The sequence below is a fragment of the Acinetobacter sp. 24-47-64 genome (assembly GCF_057737055.1).
In genome coordinates, this window is the sequence record NZ_CM173215.1 from 2,762,150 (window position 1) to 2,786,577 (window position 24,428).

The 24,428-nt window shown below is 39.9% G+C and carries 15 protein-coding genes; 12 read left to right on the forward strand and 3 right to left on the reverse strand.

Annotated elements, in window-relative coordinates:
* Positions 1-31: 31 nt before the first annotated feature.
* Together AC1M85_RS13175 and AC1M85_RS13180 are read right to left on the reverse strand one after the other, a co-directional pair.
* Positions 32-3,751 (reverse strand): UvrD-helicase domain-containing protein, encoded by a 3,720-nt coding sequence (locus AC1M85_RS13175; RefSeq protein ID WP_488213215.1) that lies wholly within the window; start codon positions 3,749-3,751, stop codon positions 32-34.
* Positions 3,748-7,416 (reverse strand): exodeoxyribonuclease V subunit gamma, encoded by a 3,669-nt coding sequence (locus AC1M85_RS13180; protein ID WP_488213216.1) that lies wholly within the window; start codon positions 7,414-7,416, stop codon positions 3,748-3,750. Before AC1M85_RS13180 ends, AC1M85_RS13175 begins: the two co-directional genes overlap by 4 nt.
* Before the next feature lie 187 nt (positions 7,417-7,603).
* Here AC1M85_RS13180 and AC1M85_RS13185 point away from each other — a divergent pair, with 187 nt between their 5' ends.
* A complete protein-coding gene (locus AC1M85_RS13185; protein ID WP_035264037.1) occupies positions 7,604-8,116 on the forward strand; it encodes a hypothetical protein in 513 nt (170 codons plus the stop codon).
* A gap of 64 nt (positions 8,117-8,180) precedes the next feature.
* On the opposite strand, the gene pap is transcribed toward AC1M85_RS13185, so the two are convergent.
* A complete protein-coding gene (gene pap / locus AC1M85_RS13190; protein WP_488213217.1) occupies positions 8,181-9,635 on the reverse strand; it encodes a polyphosphate:AMP phosphotransferase in 1,455 nt (484 codons plus the stop codon).
* A gap of 195 nt (positions 9,636-9,830) precedes the next feature.
* On the opposite strand from pap, the gene AC1M85_RS13195 reads away from it, so the two are divergent.
* From AC1M85_RS13195 to AC1M85_RS13245, 11 genes are all read left to right on the forward strand, one after another.
* Positions 9,831-10,541, forward strand: coding sequence for a DUF8198 family protein (locus AC1M85_RS13195; RefSeq protein WP_035264035.1), 711 nt, complete (start codon positions 9,831-9,833; stop codon positions 10,539-10,541).
* A gap of 224 nt (positions 10,542-10,765) precedes the next feature.
* Positions 10,766-11,710, forward strand: coding sequence for a bifunctional demethylmenaquinone methyltransferase/2-methoxy-6-polyprenyl-1,4-benzoquinol methylase UbiE (gene ubiE / locus AC1M85_RS13200; protein ID WP_488213218.1), 945 nt, complete (start codon positions 10,766-10,768; stop codon positions 11,708-11,710).
* A gap of 19 nt (positions 11,711-11,729) precedes the next feature.
* Positions 11,730-12,386, forward strand: coding sequence for a ubiquinone biosynthesis accessory factor UbiJ (locus AC1M85_RS13205; protein ID WP_481589139.1), 657 nt, complete (start codon positions 11,730-11,732; stop codon positions 12,384-12,386).
* Positions 12,387-12,405: 19 nt separating this feature from the next.
* Positions 12,406-14,025, forward strand: coding sequence for an ABC1 kinase family protein (locus AC1M85_RS13210; protein WP_488213219.1), 1,620 nt, complete (start codon positions 12,406-12,408; stop codon positions 14,023-14,025).
* Between the two features lie 58 nt (positions 14,026-14,083).
* The gene (locus AC1M85_RS13215; RefSeq protein WP_488213220.1) at positions 14,084-15,169 is read left to right on the forward strand and encodes a patatin-like phospholipase domain-containing protein; all 1,086 of its coding nucleotides are present in this window, start codon (positions 14,084-14,086) and stop codon (positions 15,167-15,169) included.
* Between the two features lie 91 nt (positions 15,170-15,260).
* Complete coding sequence (gene hisIE / locus AC1M85_RS13220; protein ID WP_092767251.1) at positions 15,261-16,043, forward strand: bifunctional phosphoribosyl-AMP cyclohydrolase/phosphoribosyl-ATP diphosphatase HisIE; 783 nt, start codon at positions 15,261-15,263, stop codon at positions 16,041-16,043.
* Positions 16,044-16,206: 163 nt separating this feature from the next.
* On the forward strand, positions 16,207-17,700 hold the full coding sequence (locus tag AC1M85_RS13225; protein ID WP_488213221.1) for a UvrD-helicase domain-containing protein: 1,494 nt from the start codon (positions 16,207-16,209) through the stop codon (positions 17,698-17,700).
* 27 nt (positions 17,701-17,727) lie between these two features.
* Complete coding sequence (locus AC1M85_RS13230; protein ID WP_488213222.1) at positions 17,728-19,095, forward strand: AAA family ATPase; 1,368 nt, start codon at positions 17,728-17,730, stop codon at positions 19,093-19,095.
* 314 nt (positions 19,096-19,409) lie between these two features.
* A complete protein-coding gene (locus AC1M85_RS13235; RefSeq protein ID WP_488213223.1) occupies positions 19,410-22,247 on the forward strand; it encodes a monovalent cation/H+ antiporter subunit A in 2,838 nt (945 codons plus the stop codon).
* A 3-nt stretch (positions 22,248-22,250) separates the two neighbouring features.
* Positions 22,251-22,616: a Na+/H+ antiporter subunit C gene (locus AC1M85_RS13240; RefSeq protein ID WP_092767259.1), complete on the forward strand. Its 366-nt coding sequence runs from the start codon at positions 22,251-22,253 to the stop codon at positions 22,614-22,616.
* Positions 22,616-24,427 (forward strand): monovalent cation/H+ antiporter subunit D, encoded by a 1,812-nt coding sequence (locus AC1M85_RS13245; RefSeq protein ID WP_488213224.1) that lies wholly within the window; start codon positions 22,616-22,618, stop codon positions 24,425-24,427. Before AC1M85_RS13240 ends, AC1M85_RS13245 begins: the two co-directional genes overlap by 1 nt.
* Position 24,428 lies beyond the last annotated feature (1 nt).

Genomic DNA, 24,428 nt, shown 5'->3' on the forward strand with positions numbered 1-24,428 from the left:
TTAATGATTAATAATAAATTCATTTAAATATTCATGCTATTTTGCTGTTTTTATCCTCAGAAAAATAGCCCAATATTGCATCTAATCTTAGAATAAATTCTGAACTAGGACGCCAATAATTAAAACCATATTGGTCAGTGCCATTCATCCCACGTAAATATAAATAACTGGCACCACCAAGATCTCGATCGATGTTGTAGTCATCAATATGAATACTTAAATAGCGATGTAATGCCACCAAATATAGGGCTGCTTGTAGCCAATAACTTGCATGCGTCATGCTCAGCTGAATAGCTTGAGCTGAATAGTCTTCCACATGATTTCCGAGATAATTACTCTTATAGTCGGCAATGTGATAGCGCTTCCCATCATAATAAACCAAGTCAATTGAACCATTGAGGTAACGTGCTGAATTTGCAGCATTGAATTCGGGCATATTAAGCCCAAACTCTAAAAATAATTGCTGAATACGCTGAATACCAAATATTCGGTCTGCTAAAGCCAAATAGAATGGAAATTCAGCCAAATGTGCTTCAGGTACTAATTGTTTGAGTCGAAATTCAGGTTGAATAGGTGTCTCTAAAACCTCTGCTAACCATTCAGCCATCATTTCTAACAGATGTTGCTCGGCATCATGATGTTGAGGAAAATCTGATTGAAATTTAGCGAATAATTGCTCCCATAAACCTGAATAGGCATTTTTAAAACGGCGGCGAATTTCTAATGTCCAATCTCGGCGATCTTGAAAATCGATATGTTCAAAAATTTCATGTAGGAAATTTCCAGCTAATGTTCCCATCGGAAAATGAGCACGAATCCAACTCAAAGGTTGTTGATGATCCAAATCCTCAAATTGATATGGAGTCATGAGCGTCACAGTATTGACCTCATCACTCGCATGATGTTCGATCATATCTTGAGCCGCCATACGATCTTTAATTTGTTGATGACTCAAATGTTGTGCGAGATAACTAAAACTGGTTTTGGCTCTAGGATAAAAATGAACTTGAGGATATTTCTGCGCAATCATTTGAACAGTATGATGTTCTTTTTTTGCGATTATTTTCTCAGGGCATTGCTCTAAACATGGCTCATCTAAACTGAAAGCATGCTGAAATTGGTTCGCACCATGACCACGCCAATACGCCAAACCATAAATAGATTGCCCTTTTTGATCACTCATCATTGCATAAACGCGGTGTTGTGCTCGAGTTAAGGCCACATACCATAATCGTCGATGCTCTGCCAAAGCACGTTGGTCATGTTGCTCAACCTCTAATGGTTCCAATAATTCTTCACGCTTTAACGCCACGACACGTTGTGCGACGGACTTTCCAGCTCCATGATCCTGCACTTCACGAATTGAAAAGTTAAGTTCGCTTCGATCTGACAGTTTACGATCTGCGCCAAGCAAGAATACAATCTTAAACTCCAATCCTTTAGATTGGTGAATAGTTAAAAGTTGAACGCCTGCTTGATTACTCAATTGTCTTTCAATTTCCCACTCTCTTTCCATCGGATTTGAAAGCTGTCGCATATACCAATGATAAAGGGTATGCATACCTCTTAACTCATCACTGTTTTGGCTCAACAACTCTGAAATGTGTCGAAGATTGACCACTTCGCGTTCATTGTCATAGCTGAATTGCTCAACCAAGTTTGTCCAAACTTTGAATTCTGTGAGGAAACTTTGCCATGCTGTTAAAAAGCCTTGACCCATCCACATTTCACGAATTTCTTCAAATTTTGTGATAAATAAACTTAAGCCATCTGCTTGAATTTGAAGTTGCAAAAAGCGATGTAAATTAAAACCCATCAATCGTGTAAGTAAAGCTCTCTTTAATTTAGCTTCATCAAATGGATTAATGATGGCTGTCAAAATTGCACCAACATCTCGAGCAATTCCACTTTTGAAGACACTTTTTCGTGAAGGTCGATTTACAGGAATGCCTAACATCAATAAGTGATGATGAACTTTATCTAAATCAGGATTGTTACGAGACAAAACAGCGATATCATCTGCCTGAAGCTCAATACGTTGCTCCTTCTTTTCGAAATATAGCTGACTTTGGGCAGCCTGATTGAGCAAATCCCGTATCTTCCAAGCAACCTGCTCTAACTCGTGTTCCTTATCATTTACTTGAATCCAACGAAGCGGAGCATAATTTTTTAAATCGGATTGGATCAATACTGGATGCGGTCGAGTACCTGCTGTAACAGGCGTATATTCAACTTGTTCACCAAAATCCATTTGTTGTTGAAACAAAGCATCGACGACTTCGACCAATGGTTTCACTGAGCGATGATTATGCACAAGTTGGTAAAAACGTCCTGCTTTAGTTTCAACATCTTGATATGCTTTTAGGAACGTGAGCATGTCTCCACCGCGGAAACCGTAGATCGCTTGCTTACGGTCTCCCACCATAATCATACAACCCTGCTTCACTCGACTTGGATGTCTCCAAATCTGCGCCAACATATCATCTTGATCTTGGTTGGTATCCTGAAACTCATCCACTAAAATAAGTGGGTAACGCGCGTGAACGTACTTTGCAAACTCCTGACCTTGCGCTCCCTGCAATGCTTCGGCCAAAGTTCGAATTTGCTGTGAAAATGTGGTTTCGGATTTTTGCTGTAGCAATTCTGGCAGACGTTGTTTTACTTGCTGCGCTAAATAATATTGTAAATAACTCTCCAAATGCTCGAGTTGTTGGTTGAGCTTATCAAAGTGTTTAAAAAACTCAGCAAGTTCAACAATAATAGGATGTTGCTCAAATGCCGCCAAAACATCGACGGGACATTTATTGAGAACTTTTTTTCTCAATTCATTCAACTGACTAAGATGAGTGCTGAGATGCGACGCAAAAATGACTTCAATGCCTTGGGATTTAACTTGATCAAGGAATTCAGGCAACAACTGCGTGAGTGTAATTTTTAATTTATCTTGATCGCGCCACTTCTTTGCGACTACAGCATAATACTGCCCTTCAGGATCATAAAAGTCTGTTAATGAATCTAGCGTTTCAAGCTCGATCTGTATGAAGCGCTCTGCATGAGTTCTGAAAGCGTCTACATCTATGGTCGGCGCTGGCACTGCTTTGAAATAAGCAGAGGAAAAATTCAAACTCGTTTCAATTAAATCGATATAAGCATCTTGTGACTTAATTTTTTTCTTAAGCAGCAAATAATCTACAGTTGATTGAGGCTGCTGTTGAATCCATGCCCGTAATTCATCATGAATTAACTGAACCGTATATTGTTTAGCATCATTGGTGATTTGCATTCGTTCAATTTTACCGCTCTCAAATGCAAATTCACGAAGAAGCTTTTGGCTAAAGCTATCCAAGGTCCCAACAAAGAGCTCTTCAAGCTGATCTATTACCAGTTTTAAACGTGCACACGCATGTGCAATCAAGCCAGAAAATTGATTTAAAATCATTTGATATAAAATATCTGATTCTAATTTTGCACGCGCCTGAACTTGATCTTGAGTTAGCTCACGACATGACTCTAAAAGTCCAAGTACCTCGATTAAACGTGCACGAATTCGACTTTTCAATTCAGCCGCTGCTTTGCGTGTAAATGTCGTCGCAATAATCTGCTTTGGTAAATATTCTTCTAATAAAATTCTGACCATGAGGCTGGAGAGCGTATACGTTTTTCCAGTTCCTGCAGATGCCTCAATCCAATGCAATCCAGTGAAATGCATATCCACAATTGGCTGATATGAGACTGTAGGCTTTTGACTCATATTTCAGCCTCCGATTGATACATATATATCGGCTGATATAAGACATAAGCAAACTGACCACACGCTTGTTTTAATAGGTACTCAGCATCTAAATCTTGCAAAATATACTGCCAATCTCGGTGCAAATGACTTTCTTCGCTGTCATTTAAACTATAACTCAGAAAGGCATCGCTTTTATTCCACTCATTTAATAGCTTATCGAAGTTGTTTAACTGCTGATGACCCTCTTCATCAGTGACCCATTCTAATGCTTTTCCATCTACCGCAAGTTTCATCAGCAATGCTGCAGGTAAAACGAGAGGCTCTATCTGAGCTTGTTTATATGCCTGAATCCATTGGGAAAGCATATCCTGAGCTTGTTTCGTCGTCAGGCCAGTACACATGATGGTTTTATCGCTAAAGATTTGGATGCGCTGCATTTCAGTTGCAAGATGATCTGGTAAGTCTCGATAACTTAACCAAAGTAAGTATTCTAACCATACATGTGCTCGTCGTTGTGCGCGTGCACTGGATGTTGAAACACTCACCCAACTCGTCTCATCCTCTTGAGGAACGGTCACTTGAAGCTGTATATCATCTATTGCTATGACGCGCTGAGTGATTTTGGTCGGCTCATCAACATAGCACTTTTGTCTTTTTAATAACTGTTGATGCTCTAACAGACTCATTTTCAAACTGACTTCTTGTAATTTGCCGACAGGAAGCTGGTCACTGAGTAATTCAGTCTGAAGCTTCGAAACATTTGGCTGCTGTTGTAAAAAGTCACGAATAGAGTATCGCGCCAATCCATCTAATAACAACGGCTCATTCACCTCAGGTAAATCCTGATCCTTTAAATTAGATACGCCTACGGTTTTTAAATAAAGACGCGCAGGAAAACAAATATCTTTGATCCATTGTTCAGCATCCAAGACCATGATGTCCTGATTCAATTCAAGCGTGGTATTAATCCAAGCCTCTCTATGACCACGTTGATCCTGACGATTGAGGTTAGAAGCCACGGCATACCATTCATCTTCATAGCGCTGATGCTGTTGCTGAAAACCATCAGGATCAAAAGGTTGCAAAGGATGCACCGTATAGAGTGTGCTCAAATTCTGATGAACTTGAATGCCATCAATATCAATGAGAGGATTCGAGGAAGATTGATCTGATGTTTTTATGATCCACGCGAGATGTTGGAGTAATTCCTGAACACTACTCGATGGATCTCGTACTTCACCATCGGCTACATCAAAACCATTATAGAATAGCCAGAGATTATCTTTGGCCAATAACAAAGCGTCTAAAAAAGCACCTTGATCATCATCTAAACGTGATCGATCACCAATCATGGGCTTGAGTAAATCCATTAAATCAAAAGGTAAATGGCTCTCCCGATTTGGAAACTTCCCGCCATCTAAATTCATCATGACAATTAACTTATACGGTATTGGCCGAATCAAACCAATTTGACTAAATGTAATTTGTCCAGTTGGCAATGCATAATCAAGTTGCGATTCAAGGGTGCTTTGGATTTCAGTCAGAATATAGCTCAAAGGCAAACGTATGTTTTTAAGAATGGCTTGATCATGTTCTTCATAGAAATTTGCCAGCGTTAGCATTCTTATTTGCTTTTGAATAATCTCTTTAATCATCTCTAACGAGCTTACACCAGCGCTTTCAAACTCATTAACTTCTAAAATTAAACGATTGAGCCAAAATTCAACATGCTCTGACGTCTCTTGATCATTTTCGATTTCAATCGTCGTGAGCCAATCTCGACGCTCTACAAAGTGCTTATATATTTCAATGAGCGTGGCAATTAAGTGAAAATCACCCGAGTCCACTACATGAGAACTTAAGGTCTCCTGAAACATCGCATGAACTGGAACAGCCACACCCAGCGCCAAACGATCTAAGGCATACTTAAAACTGAACCGATAGTCTTGATCATACTCCGCCAATGTTTTTTGCAGATGTTGTTTATCCAAACCTCGTCGAAATCCCGCTTGTCTTAACAAAAATAAGATGCGCTCAGTACCATTAATGTCTAAGCAATATCTCACTTGGGTCGCTGCTAAGTTCAACCAATCAGCAAAATCATCAATGGTAAATCGACTTTGTATCAGTTCAATTCGCCCTAACACTGAACGCCATGCCAATACTGTATCTAACTGCGTGATACCAGCTAGCTTTACTGGCAGATAAACACCTGTTGCAGTATTTTTTTGCGGAAACACACTCCGTATCAAAGGCTCAATTTGTTTCAGATCAGGCGCAAGAACTAAAATATCACTCGGACGGCGTGGTGCTTCTGCTGTTGACTGAGCAAGCCATCGGGTCAATTGATCTTTTAATACTTCAAGCTGTCGTACAGCGGAATGACAAACATGAATGTGGATTGAATCGTCTGCTGGATCTAATACATAACTTTGAGCTTGAGGTTCAACCAAATGTAAAATATCTGATTGCAATTGGCTCAGTAAATGTTGCGGTGCTTCATCCACAAAAGCATCTATCCATTGCCCCTCATCACCAGAGGAAAGGTTAGACAACAGAGAAAAGTGATCACGTGCCTGCTTGCCCATTCGTGTTAATAAGGGATGTCTGGACTCACGTGCCAGCCCATTAAAGCTCAGACTAAAATTCTCAAAAAACTGCTCAATTTCATTATCAGCTGGTTTTCTTTGATGCTTTTGCTGAAACTTTTCGATATATCGCTCTTTAAGCTTTAAGTCATATTGTTTTTTCCAATTCGGATCGACACTATCCGCCCAATATTCTTGTGAGGGATTGTAATGCAAAATCAACACATCAATGTACTGACCCAAACGGCGCAAAAACTGTAATTGACTTGGTGGTAAATCCAAGAGTGTAAAAACGATCAGTTGCTGTGGTAGTTTTTTGAGGGCTATTTTCTGTTGCTGTTCATCACGAAGTACAGCCCAAAAATCATGATCAATACTTTGCATTTCAACAAAGTCTTCATGAAAAATATTGAGCCATAACCAACGTTGCCAAGCCTCTAATTGTTGTGCCTGCGAAAATTTAAAACTGGAATCTTGATCGTTTAAATATTGTAATTGTTGTTCAATATTGAGTGCTTCATTACGCCCCCATACCTGAATCCAATTTTCAGGACAACGACAATCATATTCACATGCTCGGCGACAATCTGCTCGATAAATCATGTAATTGCTGAACAATTTTGACACTTGATCAGACACCCAATACAACATGCTCATTTTTTTTCGATATTGTTCATTTGACTGTTCAATACGTGCTGCGCTGTCATAGATACGTGTGATTAATGGGAATAAAGGATGTTCAACCTCAAGCTGATTATGCGCACGCTGTATAAAAGGTTTGAGTGCTTGGAAAATACGCCACTTCATAATCAGACGTGGAATATTCGCTTTACGTACTTTATCTTTGTCACTCAAAATTTGCTGGTAGGCATACCATTGAAAGCCACGAATACGTTGATGGAAAAATGTATTTGCACTGATGCCTTGGTGCTCAGATAACCGTTGGGTTAACCACTCTTGCATTGCCGCAGAAGGCACCACAAAATGTTGTTGCTGTAGGACTGCAAATGGGTTGTTCGTGGGACGCTTTTGAGTTGTGATGATGCCTTGTACCAAAACTTCAATGCGCTGACTTTGAATTACATGAATTCCCATAAGGTCCCTTTCACCATACAACGAACACGTTATGAAGTTGTGTGAACAAAATCATAAACATAAATTACTATACATCTTAATCTGACTATGTCACTTTTACTTTATGACTTTAATAAAACTTTCATCTCGCGCTATGTTCATCATGTGATGGATCGAGAACCATAGACTTTGATTAGGTGATAAATAAATGAAAATTGATAAAATTCCAGAAACAATCGACCCAAATTTAAATTTAGAACAAATTCGAGATGAATGTCTTGAACTCGTCAAAAAACGCTCTTATGTTTCAGCAGGTGTTGCTGTCATTCCTGTGCCCTTTTTAGATGTTGTGATTGACGTAGGTATGTTGTCAATTTTAATTCCAGAAATTAATGCTCGCTTTGGCTTAGCTCCTGAACAAATCAGCGTCTTTGATCCTCAAACCAAAAAAATCCATTGGAACGAACTACGCAAACGCGGTTTCGAGTTTTCTGGTCTAGTCGTGGCTCGTACTGCCGCTAAAGCTTCGCTAAACAATATGGCAGCCAAAGTGTTGACCAAGCAAGTGACTAAGTTTATTCCATTGGGCGGTTCAATTATTGCAGCTAGCTTGGGTTATATTGTCATGAAAAAAGTGGCTGAGGCTCATGTTGAAGAAAGCTATAAACTTGCCAAAAGCATTCAACAAAAACAACAAGCAAATGTTGTGAAATACGCTTAACCCATAAAACCTTATACGTATAAATAAAGCCCTGTAAGGGCTTTATTTATACCTCTCACCAGCTCTAAACATCTACTTTTAATTGTTTCAAAATTGCCTTCAAAATTTCAAGGCGTGCAGTATATTTATCATTGGTAGCAATGATATACCACGGCGCATCTTCGGTATTTGTTCGGTGGAGCATGTCTGCTGCAGCCAATAAATAATCATCCCAACGTTTGCGATTACGCCAATCTTCAGCCGTAATTTTAAAACGCTTATGCGGTGTTTCCTCTCGTGCTTTGAAACGATTGGCTTGCTCTTCTTGACTGATGGCCAACCAAAACTTAATAACGACTGTTTGCGTATCTACTAGATCTTTTTCAAAGCGATTAATCTCATCATATGCACGTTTCCACTCCACATCCGTTGCAAAACCTTCAACTCTTTCCACCAATACACGACCATACCAAGAGCGATCGAAAATCGAGATTTTTTCATCTTCAAGCAGTTTATTCCAAAAACGCCAGAGATAAGGCCGCGCCAATTCATACTTTTCGGGCGCAGAAATGTTATAAATTCCATATTCTCTTGGATCGAGCTTTTTCACAATACGCTTGATCGCACCACCTTTACCTGCGGCATCCATCCCCTCAAAAACGATCACCGTTTTTTGTCCTTCTGCGCGTAATGCTTCAGCGACCTTCTTGGTCAGTTTCTTGAGTTCAGCCTTATACTGATCTTTTTCAAGTACTGCTTCATTGGGGGACGTTAAAATTTCTGGGATATCCGCTTGATGCCATTTTTGGCGCATTTTTTGAGGATGATTTGGCAAATCTTTCAGTCGCGCTAATACAACTTCTGCGAATTTCTGATCACGACATACTTCATCTTCACAATCGATAATGACCCAGTCTTGGGTAAATTTTTGACGCAATCGTTGTACATTTTCATATTGTTTTTTATTGCGCCAATCCAGCCCATGCAATTTATGCCAACGCTGCTCCGAAGGTTCAATTTTATCTAAACGCTTCTGTAATGATTTCCACGATAAATCAAACCAAACTTTCACGACATCAACATGATTATTTTTTAAATCCTGCTCAAAGCTTTGCATTTGCTGCAAATAATTTTCGAACATGGTTTCATCAAATGGTTGTGAAACATGTAAGGATGTGGCTAAAAGATCACTATACCAATTTCCAAACATGACGATCATTTGTCCTTCAGCAGGAATATAACGTGCATAAGGTTGCCAATATGGGATATTCGGCTGAATAAGGTGAGGAGGGTCAGCTTTGACTTTCAAATATCGTGGATCAACCCATTCTCTTAATTGCTTAACCGATTCTCCTTTACCTGCTAACTCAATGCCACTTACCAACACCACTAAGCTTTTAGCATTTTTCTTACCACGTGTATCTTTGAGAGCATATTGCGCTTCAATTAAGTCTAAATTGATCTGATCTGCATCAAATATTTTGTTCTTATCTTCGGGTTGATCAGTATTTTTATCAGATTGTTGTTTTGGTTCAGACATAGCCCACTCAAAATTATTGTATTTTCGACAGTATACGCAAGGAACAGTATCAACTTAAATCTTCAGGTACAATTTATTGCAATTGTCTTTTCATCCATGACTGACCTGAAAGGTTTTATTTTAGATTTCAACAGTCATAGTCGAGCGCAATCCAACCTATTATGCTTTTTTCAGTCCTTTTAATTGAGCTAGAACATGTCCAAACTTGCTGCATTAGATCAACTTTTAGAACAATACAAACAACTCAATTATCATCAGGATCCGGCACTTAAACAAAGGTTAAATGATGCTCAAAATTGGCTAAAACAGCGCATACTTCACACACATGCTGAGTTATTCGCTGAAGACAAAAATAAGCTGATGGCTCAATATTTTATTAACCGTCTTTATGGTGGCCCTGAATTTGATGACCTAGCATTGCAAATCGAACGTTTACTAAAATACGCACACAAAGCTGAAAAAATCATTCCAGAAAATGCCATTAAAACTGGGTTAAAATCTGTAGGACTGGCGGTCTTGGCGATGCAACTGGATGAACAAGTTGCACAGTATTTACTCCAACATTATCCAAAAGACCAACCAATTACTGATGAAATGATGCGTGAAACTTTAGTGGCTTTAGATCAAGAGCAAGCGCGCCATGAACAACTCAATCTGTTGGATGAGCTCGGTCTGAGTCTGGACAAATACATGCGTTCATTCATCATGCACACAGCGTTTAAAATGTGTAAAGGTGCAGCAAGCAAATATAATTTTGAACTGATGTATGACTTTATTGGTGAAGGCTTTGTCGCTATGAAACCAATGAAATCGGCTGCGACCTTTATTCGGAGTTTTACAGAAAAAGAGCGAATCATTGTAAATAATGTCCACTCAGGGAAAGAAAATCCCTTCCAAATCGCTTAATTAGAAATCATTAGCAAAGATTCTGATCAGCCGAAAAAGCGTAAAAGCGTCTGGTCAGAATATCGAAAATAAAAGAACATCTTCTCATTTCATGGATGAAACTTCGCTTTAATTCTGTATATTATTCATATCAATTGCATAATCTAGACTGAAAAAAACTGAAGAATCTGTCATTATGCAGTTTAATTCAGATTTAATATTATTTGTGTTCAGGAGTGACTCGAATGTCTAATGAAAATCAACAGCCTCATGCTCAGGTTGAGCCGGCAAATAATAAAGACAACGTGAGTCCTTTTTTAACAGATCCATTACCAACTGGCGCACCTCAAGGTCAGCAACAATCGCTACAAAAGCAACTGACAGATACGCCAGTACATTCTTCAGTGCCGAAATATAATTTGCCACGTGGTGCGAATACTGGAAACGTTGGACCAACGACACACTTCGGTTATAAAACCGTAAATTCTGAAGAAAAAGCGCAAAAAGTCGCTGAAGTTTTCCATTCAGTTGCCGCGAAATACGACATCATGAATGATTTAATGTCATTTGGTATTCATCGTTTGTGGAAACGTTTTGCCATTAATATGTCTGGCGTTCGCCGTGGGCAACGCGTTTTAGATATCGCTGGTGGTACTGGTGATTTAGCGAAAGTATTTAGCCGTGAAGTTGGTCCTACTGGGCATGTTGTATTATCTGATATTAATGAATCCATGCTGGATGTAGGTCGCGACCGTCTGATCGACGCGGGTTGTACCAACGTTGATTTTGTACTGGCGAATGCTGAAACCCTCGAGCCATTCGAAGACAACAGTTTTGATTTACTCACTATCAGTTTTGGTCTACGTAATGTAACAGACAAAGATGCAGCGCTTGCAGCAATGTATCGTGTACTTAAACCAGGTGGTCGCTTACTTGTATTAGAGTTTTCAAAACCAGTCTTTGAGCCTTTCTCAAAACTCTATGATTTGTACTCATTCACTGCTTTACCAATCATGGGTAAAATTGTGGCAAATGATGCTGAAAGCTATAAATATCTTGCTGAATCAATTCGTATGCACCCAGATCAACGCACATTGAAAAGCATGATGGAAAATGCGGGCTTCCAAAACTGCGATTATCACAATTTAACAGGTGGTATTGTTGCAGTTCACCGTGGATTTAAACTCTAACCGCAGGTAGCACTTCGTCATGTGGTCAATCTTAGCACTGGGTGCAGTTGAAAAAACCATACATCATTGGATTAATTTGGATGCGATTACTCGTATCCAATTTAACCAGTTACAAGGGAAAATGCTTCGTGTTGTGATTGATACACCACAACTTTCCGTTGATGTGTTTTTTGATGAAAATAAAGTTCGTTTAGAACCAACAGTAACAGGTCATAGCACTCAACCCTCTATTTTCGAACAGCGGCCTTGGGAGCAAGCTCACACGATTACTGAAGCAGATTCCACATTGCATGTTAATAATGTGGTCGACTTGTGCAAACTATTTCTAGCAGATGACATTGGCAATATCCCCGTTCAAGGTGACTATCGCCTTCTGCAAGACATTCAAAAAATTATACAAAATGCTGAGCCAGACCTCGCTTCGCAATTGAGTGATTGGATCGGACCTAATCTTGCAAGTCAAATCGGCAAGGTTCAATTAGCACCACAACATTTAATTAAGTCACTTCAATCTCATCTTTTTTTTGCGGAAGACTTTTTAAAAGAAGATACCGGACTATTCGCACCACGTTGGCAAATGGACGATCTTCTCCACGGAACTCGCCAGCTTAATCAAGATATTGATCGACTAGAAGCAAAAATTCAGCTTTTAAAATCAAAATTTAACCCTTCGTAGATTTCAGGTAATTGCATATATGATTCCGCACATTAGACGTTTAATCGAACTTTGGCGTATAGCTGCGCACTATAGACTCGACACGTTGGTTCCTGCGGAAGATATTCCTGCAAAGGTTCGCCCCCTGCTGAATCTTATACGTTTGCATCCTGCTGCACTTTCTAGTCGAGAACGTAAAAATCCTTTAAAGCTTAAAGAAGCTTTAGAAGAAATGGGGCCACTCGCAATTAAATTAGGGCAGCTCCTCTCTACGCGTCGCGATCTAATTCCACCAGAAATATTACAACAATTGGTGTTATTACAAGATCGTGTTAAACCTTTCGATCTTGGAGTGGCTAAGCAAAGAATTCAAGATTCGCTTAAAGCAGATGTTTCCACATTATTTGCGCGCTTCGATGATAAGCCGCTAGCTGCTGCTTCAATTGCTCAAGTACATACCGCTGCTCTTCACGATGGGCGTGAAGTTGTCGTGAAAGTAACTCGCCCGAATATACGTGCTCAAATTATTCAAGATTTTGAAATTTTAGAATGGCTTGGTCACTATTTAGAAAAAAGGCTAGAAGCTGCCCGTGCTTTGCATCTATCAGAAATTATTCAAGATTATCGTCAAATCATTTTAAATGAACTCGATTTGACTCTTGAAGCCGAAAATACACGACGTATGCGCCATTATTTTACTGGCTCAAGCATGATGTATGTGCCTGAAGTATATATGGATAGTCCGGATGTAATGGTGGCAGAGCGTATCACTGGTGTGCCTATCTCAGATACTGCGACCTTTGATCGTTTAGGAATGAATCGTGCAGACTTAGCAGAAAAAGGCTTAACAATCTTTTTTACTCAAGTGTTTCGCGATAATTTTTTCCATGCAGATATGCATCCGGGTAATGTTTTCGTAGAAACGATTAATCCGCAAAACCCAAGATTTATTGCGCTCGATTGCGCCATCATGGGCGAGCTTTCCAAGCATGATCAAATGACGATAGCACGTATGTTGCTGGCAGTCATGAACAGTGATTTCATGCAATTGATTCAGATTGTGCATCAAGCAGGCTGGATTCCACCAGGCACGGATCAAGATGCTTTAGCACGTGAAATGCGTCGTACAGTAGGACCTATGGTTTCGAAACCGATGCATGAGTTAGATTTCGCAGGCATATTGATCCAAGTGATGGACATCGCTCGACGTTTTCATTTAGAAATCCCACCGCAACTGATGTTATTGCTTAAAACCTTAGTGCATGTTGAAGGCTTAGGTACAGACCTTTATCCTGAATTAGATATTTGGAAGTTAGCAAAGCCAATTCTAACGGATTGGGTTAAAGCCCAAATGAATCCTCAAAAAAATATTAAAGAATTAGGACAAAAAATCCCAGACTTGTTATTGGGCGCTCAGGATTTACCGACTTTACTGATTGACAGTCTTAACGGTTTAAAAAATCAGTCTGCATGGCATGCTAAACAATTGAATGAACTTCAAACGCTGCGCTTGCAAATGGAGCATCAGCAAAAGCGTAGTTGGATTTTCGGAAGTGTAATCGCAATTCTGCTCTCAATCGCTGTGATCGCACCATGGTTTGTTTCCATGATTTTAATTGTATTGGCATCCTTTATTGCTATTTGGCGTATGGTGAAATAAGTTCACTATCTCATGTCAAAACTTGCTACCTCAATAGGTTTTAGTCGCTGAATTGCTTATGATACAGATCCTCAAGACCACTCAACCTTGCTTGAATATTCATGTAGGTTATAAAGCAAAACAGATCATTCAAGAACAAGGTCTACAAGCCAGTGCGGTTGATTTTGTTCCTGGAGCAGCAGGTGGTCCCAAAGGTATTGGAATTCAAGGATTGGACCTAGCTGTTTTTGGTGAGTTCTTTGCTCAAGCACCCAAAAAGCGGACTCTAATTGGCTCATCCATTGGGAGTTGGCGTTTTGCAAGTATTGCAGCGCATGGTGCACAAGCAGGCACATCCAAATTAGCAGACTTATATACCCATCTTGAATTTCGACCTAAGATGAATATTATTGAAGTTGGAGACGTCTGTCGCGGCATGCTTAAAGCCCTCCTTCAAGGTAAAACCAATCAAATTATTGATCATCCCGACTACCATTTGGCTATTTTGTCAGTAAAGTCATCGAAAAAATTTCAAAGTGATCATCCTCTTATGCTTGCCCGTGCAGTTGCTGGCATTATCGGTCTCAATACTTTTTCGAGAGCTAAAATTGGGCACTTCATGCAACGTACAATTGCCCAACCACACAACGCTTCACGACTTTCACTCATCAAAAATGAATTCGAACATCTTGATTATGCGTTGACTGAAAAAAATTTAGAAGATTGGTTAATGGCATCTGCATCCATTCCATTTTTGATGCCGGCGGTCAGAAATATCGAAGGTGCAGATGTCGCTGCTTATCGTGATGGCGGGCTAATCGATTATCATATTGATCTACCTTTACCGAGTCATGGGATTGTCCTATACCCTCATTTTACAGATCAAATAACACCAGGTTGGTTCGATAAGTTCCTCAAAAAACGTAGATCTAATGCTGAATATCAAGCACGAACCGTATTGATTTCACCCTCTGAGTCTTATTTAAGATCACTTCCTTTAGGACGTCTTCCTGATCGCAAAGATTTCACACTGAAAGGGCTTGATCAAAAAAAACGAATCGAGCTTTGGAAACAGTCTGTAGCTGAAAGTCAACGATTAGGGGATGCATTCCTAGAAATGATCCATAAGCAAAACTTTGAAGAATACATGCAAGATCTTAAATAAATTAATTTCTACTCTCCCCTACAAAGATTTATTCGCTTAAACTAATGACCTACAATTTTGTAGTGTCTCATTTAATTCTGGTGAAATCCTTATGAACAATACGCAATGGCTCGATGAAGTAAAATTTAACGAACAAGGTTTAATCCCTGCCATTGCTCAGCATCATCAAACAGGTCGAGTGTTGATGGTGGCTTGGATGAATCGTGAGTCTTTGGCACTTACAGCAGAAAAAAATCAAGCTGTTTACTACTCTCGTTCACGCAGCAAATTGTGGCATAAAGGCGAAGAATCAGGTCACTTCCAAACTGTGCATGAAATTCGTTTAGATTGTGATGCTGATGTGATCGTTCTTCAAATTGAGCAACATGGTGGCATTGCTTGCCATACGGGACGTGAATCATGTTTTTATCGCCGCTTAACATCAAACGGTTGGGAAATTGTAGACGCTCAATTGAAAGATCCGAACCAAATTTATGGCGAAAAGTCTGAGAATGCGCATAGTAAAGTGATGAATGCATCAACAGCTCAAGCTGAGCAAGTCGATGTATTACATTATCTTGGTCAAATGATGGCAGAACGTAAATCTGCAGATCCTGACTCTTCTTATGTGGCAAAGCTTTATCATAAAGGTCTCAATAAAATATTAGAAAAAATTGGTGAAGAAAGTTTTGAAACGGTAATTGCTGCTAAAGATTTCAAACAAGAAGCGACGCTGGATCACCAAAATGATTTAATTTATGAAGTTGCTGATGTTTGGTTCCATACCATAGTCATGCTGGGTTACTTCGATCTTGATATTCAACTCGTTTTAAATGAGCTTGCACGACGTCAGGGTCTATCAGGACTTGTTGAAAAAGCGAATCGCACGCATTAATTTACTCTTATAAAGCCATGTTCAAACATGGCTTTTTTATTTAATTCGGCTTTTTAAGTCGCCGAAGACTCCCCATCCAAAAAGAAGAAGATTGAACTCTCCCCTTTGTAAATTCTTGCTATACTCACTGATCATTTTAAAACCATTGAAGATTTATTAACCTGTGTCTGTCATTGTCAAACCTACCTTAGAACAAGAAATTGCGATTCAACAAGCGCAATCTGGTCAATCCTTCAAAGTGATTGCCTATGCAGGTACAGGTAAAACAACAACGCTTAAATTAGTCAGTGATGCGATGCAACAGCGTCGCGGTATGTATCTTGCCTTTAACAAAGCGATTGCCAGCGAGGCTCAACAAAAATTTCATCAGCGCGTGGATTGTCGTACATTCCACTCTTTAGCATTTCGAAGCGTTCCACGTGGAGTGACTGATAAACTTAGACTCCCACGCTTGAGCCCGAGCTTTATTGCCAAAGAATACCGTTTGCAACCCATCACATTACGCCGACTCATGGGGGGGCGTTACGAAAAATATGCGCTTATGCCTAGTCGTTTGGCGGGCTTAGTTGCAAATGCTGTCAGTTATTTCTGTTCAACAAGCTCGCAATATCCTGCACCCCGCCATATTCAAGCACCAAGTTGGCTACATGCTGACGATATTGCGGTATTACAGCAACACCTTTATCCTGCAGTCGAACGTCGTTGGTTAGAATCAATCGACCCTAATCATCAGGCTGGCATTGGGCATGACATCTATCTCAAATTATGGGCTTTATCAGATCCTTTTATACCCGCAGACTATGTATTGTTTGATGAAGCACAGGATGCTGACCCCCTGATGCTGGGGATTTTACTCAAGCAAAAAAGTACGCAAGTCATCTATGTCGGCGATGCACATCAACAAATTTATGCATGGCGTGGGGCAGTCAATGCGATGCAACAAATGCCTTTACCCGAATCGCGCCTAACCACTTCATTCCGTTTTGGTGATGATATCGCTGAAGTTGCTAATCACTTATTAGGCGCACTCAATGAGACTGTTCCATTGATTGGCAACCCCGAACTCCAATCAAAAGTCGTCAACAAGCCTCATACCAAAATGCGAGATGCGATTTTGTGCCGTACTAACGCACGCGCGATGGAACTTTTACTCTCAGGATTAGTTCAAGGAGAAAAAGTGAGCCTGCAAGCCGATCATGCGAAATTAAATCGCTTTGTTGATGCTGCAAGCTTACTTAAACAAGGTAAAAGAGTAACGGACGTTCCAGAGTTAGCTTGGTTCAACTCTTGGCATGATGTGCATGAATATTGTGAAACAAATGATGGTAGTGACATCAAGCCTTTGGTTAAATTGGTCGATGAACATGGTACAGACCCACTTAAACGAGCACTTGCCAAAATCACACCCATTGAACAAGCGGACTATGTAATCTCAACCGCTCATAAAGCCAAAGGTTTAGAGTGGAATCGTGTGCATTTAGAAGATGATTATCAATTTAAAATTAATGGACTAGAACATAAAATTAGCGATGAAGAATTACGTTTACTTTATGTTGCATGCACACGAGCAAAAAGCAGCTTAAATATTCATCATATTTATGATTTAATACAACAACTCAAACTTAAATCCACGATTAAAACGAAAGCAACAGCATAATCCCCTACGATAAGTTGCAGGCAAAATATGAAAGTTCAATCTATTCAGTTACGTCACTGTTATCATTTTTCAGATATAAAAATTAAATTTGATCCAACTCAACGACCAATATCTATTATTTTAGGTGATCAGGCCTCTGGTAAAACTGCGATTATTAAAAATATTTATCAAGCTTTAACGTGGTTTGCTGCACGTGCCAAAGATTTAAGAACCGCTGGTGTAGTCATGCTTGATTCTGATATTAAGCACAAACACATTCAAGCCAAAATAGATATTTGTGTTCAATATCCCACGGATATTGGATCTATTGAACAGGCTGCGACTGTGCAACACAATGAAGATGGTTTGTGCGAATGGCAACTCTATAAAACATTAACCAGTAAAGGTGTAGGTCATAGTAAAGCGCTAACGACTCAATTAGAATCACTCGTTCATCTTTATCAACAAGCGATCAAACAAGATCCTGCTCAAGGCATGCCTATGGTGGCCTACTATCCTTCTGATCGCTTTATCAACGAAGTGAATTTGCTAAGCAAAAATAATCCTGCTGTATTACAAACACACGCAGCCTATGAACTTGCAGCACTCCCTTATACAACCTTTGCTCGGTTCTTCGAATGGTTTCGTGAAATTAGCGACATCGAAAATGCACGATTAGCACAAGTTTTTCAAAAAATTCAAACCAATCAAAAATTATCCTCTCATCATGACCAAGAGGATTTAGTTGCAAAATTATTGAATCTTGAAGCAGAGATGCAACTACCATCACTCAAAGCACTCAAGAAAGCCATCCAGACATTATTCCCATCGATCAGTGACATTTATATTGAATACACGCCCAAGATCCAATTGATGCTGGTACAAAATGGTCAAGAAATTCCTTTTTCGCAATTATCTAATTCGTATCGTCAATGGTTGTGTTTAGTAGGTGATATTGTCAGACGACTTTGTCTCCTGAATCCTCATAGTATTGACCCATGCCTTGATGGTGAAGGCATTCTATTAATTGACAATATTGATGCTCAAGTAGATGAAGATTTTGTGCAAAACGTACTCAGCCGTTTGCATGAAGCATTCCCACAAATTCAAATTATCGCATCTGCATGCTCTGAATTGATTTTAAACAATGAAGTAGATGTACAATATTTTAAGTTAGAAAATCGAAAAATTGTTGAAGTAGAACAAAACCAAATCAGGGAACAATATGATGAACTATTTGCTCAACTCATGGCTAATGATTTACAAGATGATCAAATCACTGAAGTGAGTCGATCTACTGATACGCTTGATGGCTTGCGTTTGTTTGAATACTTCAAAAATTTATCAGTGTCAGAAAAACAGCGCTTTATTGAGTATCTCCAAGCTGGAGATTTATCAAGTATTTCATCCCCCTAATTGATTGGAATTAGATGAATTAATCGGGTATGACTCACTCAATTTAAACAGAAATTTAAGCTTTTTTTCGCTATAATTCTGAATTGTGTAGCTAAAAAGTTTGATGTAATTTTATACATGTAATAAAATCTACTCATTCATTTTTTAATCAAAAAATGTCTATTTCTTTGCATTAGCTTTCCAAGTTGCGCAACACAACTTGTTTTTGTTTTTAAAATTCGTTCGGCTTTCAAAGCTTAAGTAGTTGGATGACTCTTTGCCATCCTCAAGCTTTTGAAAGATAAAACTCATCATAGGTTCCGGCCTACAACTCTATGGATACGAGTGTGCTACCGATTATTATATTGTTACCATTAATACTTGGCACTTTTCTTGTCCTCTGGCTGCAAAAAATCTCTCGCGGGGCGACAGCATTAGGGGCAATTGGAGTCAGCTTAACAAGTTTTATCTTGTTGCTGACTCAAGCCAAAGACGTCTTTCAAGGTCAAGTCCTCTCTGAACATTGGTCATGGTTACCACAATTTGGTATCGACTTAAGCTTTAGACTTGATGCATTAGGCTTGATCTTCTCCCTCCTTATTACAGGGATTGGGACGCTCATTTATATTTATGCTTATTATTATTTAAATCATAAAAACTCTCTAAGTAAGCTATATTTCTTACTGATGCTGTTCATGGCCGCCATGCTCGGCATTTCACTTTCTAATAATTTACTTATTCTTCTTGTCTTTTGGGAAATGACCAGTATTTCGTCATTCCTTTTAGTGGGTTATTGGAGTAACTACGAAGCAGCACAGCGTGGCTCAAGAATGGCCTTAACCATCACGGGTATGGGTGGTTTAGCCATGCTCGGTGGTTTTATTCTATTAGGTCAAATCACTGGCACATATCAAATTGATCAAATCCTCAATATGACGGCGCAGATTCAATCGAGTCATTTATTTGTGCCAGCCTTGCTCCTTATTCTTTTAGGTACATTCACCAAAAGTGCTCAATTCCCTTTCCATTTTTGGTTGCCAAATGCAATGGCTGCTCCAACACCCGTGTCAGCTTATTTGCATTCAGCGACAATGGTTAAAGCCGGAATTTTCTTACTGGCGCGCTTAATGCCGATCTTTGTTGGTTCTGCTCTGTATCATAACCTCGTCACATTCATTGGTTTATTTACCTTATGTATGGCCGCATTCTTTGCCATTTTTAAGGAAGATCTAAAAGGTTTGCTCGCCTACTCCACCATTAGTCATTTAGGCTTGATCGTTTGCTTACTGGGGATTGGTTCACCACTCGCTGTGGCTGCAGCTATTTTTCATATCATTAACCATGCGACCTTTAAAGCAGCATTATTCATGATCGCCGGCATTATCGACCATGAAACAGGTACCCGTGATTTAAGAAAACTCAGTGGGGTATGGCAGTTACTTCCATTTACAGCGACTTTAACCATGATCACAGCAGCCTCAATGGCTGGTGTACCACTGACCAATGGATTCTTATCCAAAGAAATGTTCTTTACTGAACTATTAGCGAATCTCTCAGGTGGTATAGGTGTCTTCGCAGCAATTATTGCAACACTCGCGGGTCTGTTTGCTGTCGCGTATTCTGTTCGTTTAGTTCATGGCGTATTTTTTGATGGTGATTTAGGCAAAGCGATTCCAAATAAAGATGCGCATGAACCACCAATTGGTATGCGTGCACCTGCAATTTTATTAGCTACATTATGTATTGCAGTGGGTCTATTACCAGCGCTCTTAGTAGGCGATATCGTCAATGCTGGTGCACGAGCAAGCACCAACCTTCCAGCTTTTGAAGGCGTACATCTAGCAATCTGGCATGGCTTTAACGTGCCTTTATTGATGAGTGCGATTGCATTGATTGGCGGTATTATTTTTTATTTTAGTCTTGCGAAGAACAATAGAATTCGTGACATTGACCTTGATCCAATACTTGGCAAACTTCAAGGTAAAGTCCTGTTTGATCTCTTTCTCAAACATTTGCTCTTAAATTCGCGAAAATTAAAAAGAGCAACAGAAACAGGTTCTCTACAAAACTATTTATTGTGGATATTAATTTTTGCTGTTGCTTTAGTCTCCATGCCTCTCATTGGTCAAGTTATTTATGCAGGTACACGCGAACTGACGCATGCACCATTGGTTGCAATCGTGCTTTGGTTATTACTGTTTTCAGCGTGCTGGATGATGCTTTGGTTTCACCATGAACGCATTAAAGCCGTTCTTATCAGTGGAGCAATCGGTCTTGTCGTGACGATGGTCTTTGTTACGATGTCAGCACCAGACCTGGCACTCACACAAATCACAGTCGATGTTGTCACAACTGTTTTACTTCTGATGAGTCTGTCCCTCTTACCACAACTTACGCCTTATGAATCTTCACGCACTCGTCGTTGGAGAGATGCGCTGATTGCAATCATCGGAGGCCTAGGAATCGGTTGGATCACTTGGATGATTCTAACGCGTGATCACAATTCAATCTCATGGTTCTTTGTTCAACAATCTCTACCGCTCGGTGGTGGTTCAAATATTGTGAACGTAATTTTAGTCGATTTCCGTGGATTTGATACCTTTGGTGAAATCACAGTACTGGGTATTGCTGCGATTGGGACACTGTGTTTAATGGATGGAATGCGTGCTCATGGTACGACCATTACACAAGGCTTAACCTATCGCTTTAATCCATCACCGTTGATGTTCCGAATGACCGCATCTTGGGTCCTTCCGATTGCCTTAGTCGTCAGCTTATATATTTTCTTACGCGGACATAATCTTCCAGGGGGTGGCTTTATCGCAGGTCTCATTACATCAATGGCGCTTGTGATTCAGTACATTGCACTAGGTCAAGATCACACTGAACAACTCTTACGAGCAAAGTCTGGGCGTCTTTATGAAATTTGGATTGGTACTGGCTTAACTATTGCTGGTCTGACTGGGGTCGCTGCGTGGTTCTGGGGTCGACCATTCCTGACCAGTGCTCATATTTATGTAGAGCCGATCATTCTCGGAAAAATGCATTTGCCATCTGCTGCAGCATTTGATGTTGGTGTCTATGTCACAGTCGTTGGTGCAACAATGCTCATGATTTCCGTTTTAGGCGACTCACGCAACTCAAGCATCACCGGCCCTGTACCGAAGGAGTAAAGAATGATTAGTTTAGAATTTTTACTCGCCTCCGCTATTGGATTATTGGTTGCCACTGGTATTTATCTGATTTTACGTGCCCGCACTTTCCCTGTGGTACTAGGCTTGGCCATGATAGGGTATGCAGTCAATTTATTTCTCTTTGCAATGGGGCGGATTCAATTAAATTCACCTGCGATTTTAACCAATGCCACTCAAGTTACAGATCCATTACCTCAAGCACTTGTATTAACGGCAATTGTAATCGGTTTTGCCACAACTGCTTTTATCGTGCAACTAGCATTGAGAAGTCGTTATGAATCGGGTACTGATCATGTTGACTCTAAAGAAGAAATAATCAATACAGACCCAAGAGAGGATGAGCCTTAATGATGAATTTTTATGATTTATGGCTCACCCACTCGCCAATTTTAAGTATTTTAATTCCGACATTTACTGCATTTATTTTAGTGCTATTGGGTAATCCAGGTTCCGGATCTTTAGCGCATGACTGGCGTCAACCTTGGCGTCGTGGAATCAGTTTAACATCGGTTTTTCTTGGTTTAGCGACTGCAATCATTTACTTAATTCAGGCGAACTCTGGTCAGATCTATGTGTATAGTTTAAGCGAGTGGTCAGCTCCTTTTGGCATTGTACTTGTAGTAGATCGTTTGGCAGCCTTTATGCTCGTGCTCACCTATGCTCTTGCGACACCAATTATTTGGTTTGCAAGTAAAGAATGGGATGAACGTGGACGCTATTTCCATGCAATGAGCCATTTTTTACTCATGGGATTATGTGGTGCATTTCTAACAGGCGACTTATTTAACTTGTTTGTTTTCTTTGAAGTGCTATTGATGGCTTCATATGTATTGCTTCTACATGGTCAAGGCAAAGCACGTTTCCAACTTGGTATTCACTATGTAACGATCAACCTATTAGCGTCTGCATTCTTTTTGATTGGCTTAGGGATGATTTATGGTAATACTGGTAGCCTGAATATGGCTGATGTGGGTCGAATTGTACGTACACTTGAAGGTGATCAGTACAATATGGCAGTTGCAGGCGGATTAATGCTGTTTGTAGTCTTTGGTATCAAGGCTGCAATCCTCCCTGTCGGACTATGGCTACCTAAAACTTATGCCGTCGCCACGACCCCTGTAGCCGCATTATTCACCATCATGACCAAAGTGGGTATCTATGCCATTTTACGTGTGAATGGAACCGTATTCACCGATGAGCTTTCGCGAGAAATTCTCAGCACTTGGCTGCTTCCAATTGGTTTAATTACGACTATTTATGGTGTAATTGGTGCGATTGGTGCAGAGCGAATGCGTCGTTTTGTTGGTTTCATGATCCTATCGTCTATAGGAACGATTGCAATCGCCCTTTCTCTGATGACTGCAGATGCTTGGGCTGCAGCGCTATATTACCTCGTGCATAGTACGATTATTACCGCTGCATTCTACTTGCTATGCGGTTGGATTACTTCGCAGCGTGGTGCATTCAAAGATCATCTAAAAATCGCACCAATCATGAAACAGCAGACGCTAGTTTCGATTTGCTTCTTCATTATTGCACTCATGATGGCAGGGCTTCCACCCTTCAGTGGATTCTTTGGAAAAGTATTTATCCTTCAAGCGGCCTCTGTATCTAGCTATCAATTGCTCATTATTATTGTCATTCTGATTGTGAGCTTGCTTAGTATCATAGCTTTCACTCGTTTAGGATTCGTTATTTTATGGCGTTCAACTGTACCAGAAAATGACCCTAATCAAGAGTCTTATCATGAATATCAAAAGTTACCAAGCAAGGCACCTCCACGTAATGACACCACAATTTTTGTCTTTATTATAAGTTTAATCGCTTATGTGATATTTGCTCATCCAGTCACACAGTATATTCAACAAACTGCAAATCAGTTAAATGATTCAGAACAATATATTACTGCTGTTTTAAAAATGGATGAACGTGGTGAAGTAATTAGTGTACAACCATTTGATCCCAATTATCTTCCAGAAACAAAATACGGCGGAGAGTTTGCAGACCCAAATGCACATTATATTCCACATGTTATAAGTGAAAAATCACTTGAGGGCGAACACATCTCAGAGTTCAAGCGCCGTCAAATCAAAGAACAAGAATTGAACCAGCGACAACCTGAAGAAGCCCAATCTAAGCTTCAACCGATGGAGCAGTAAA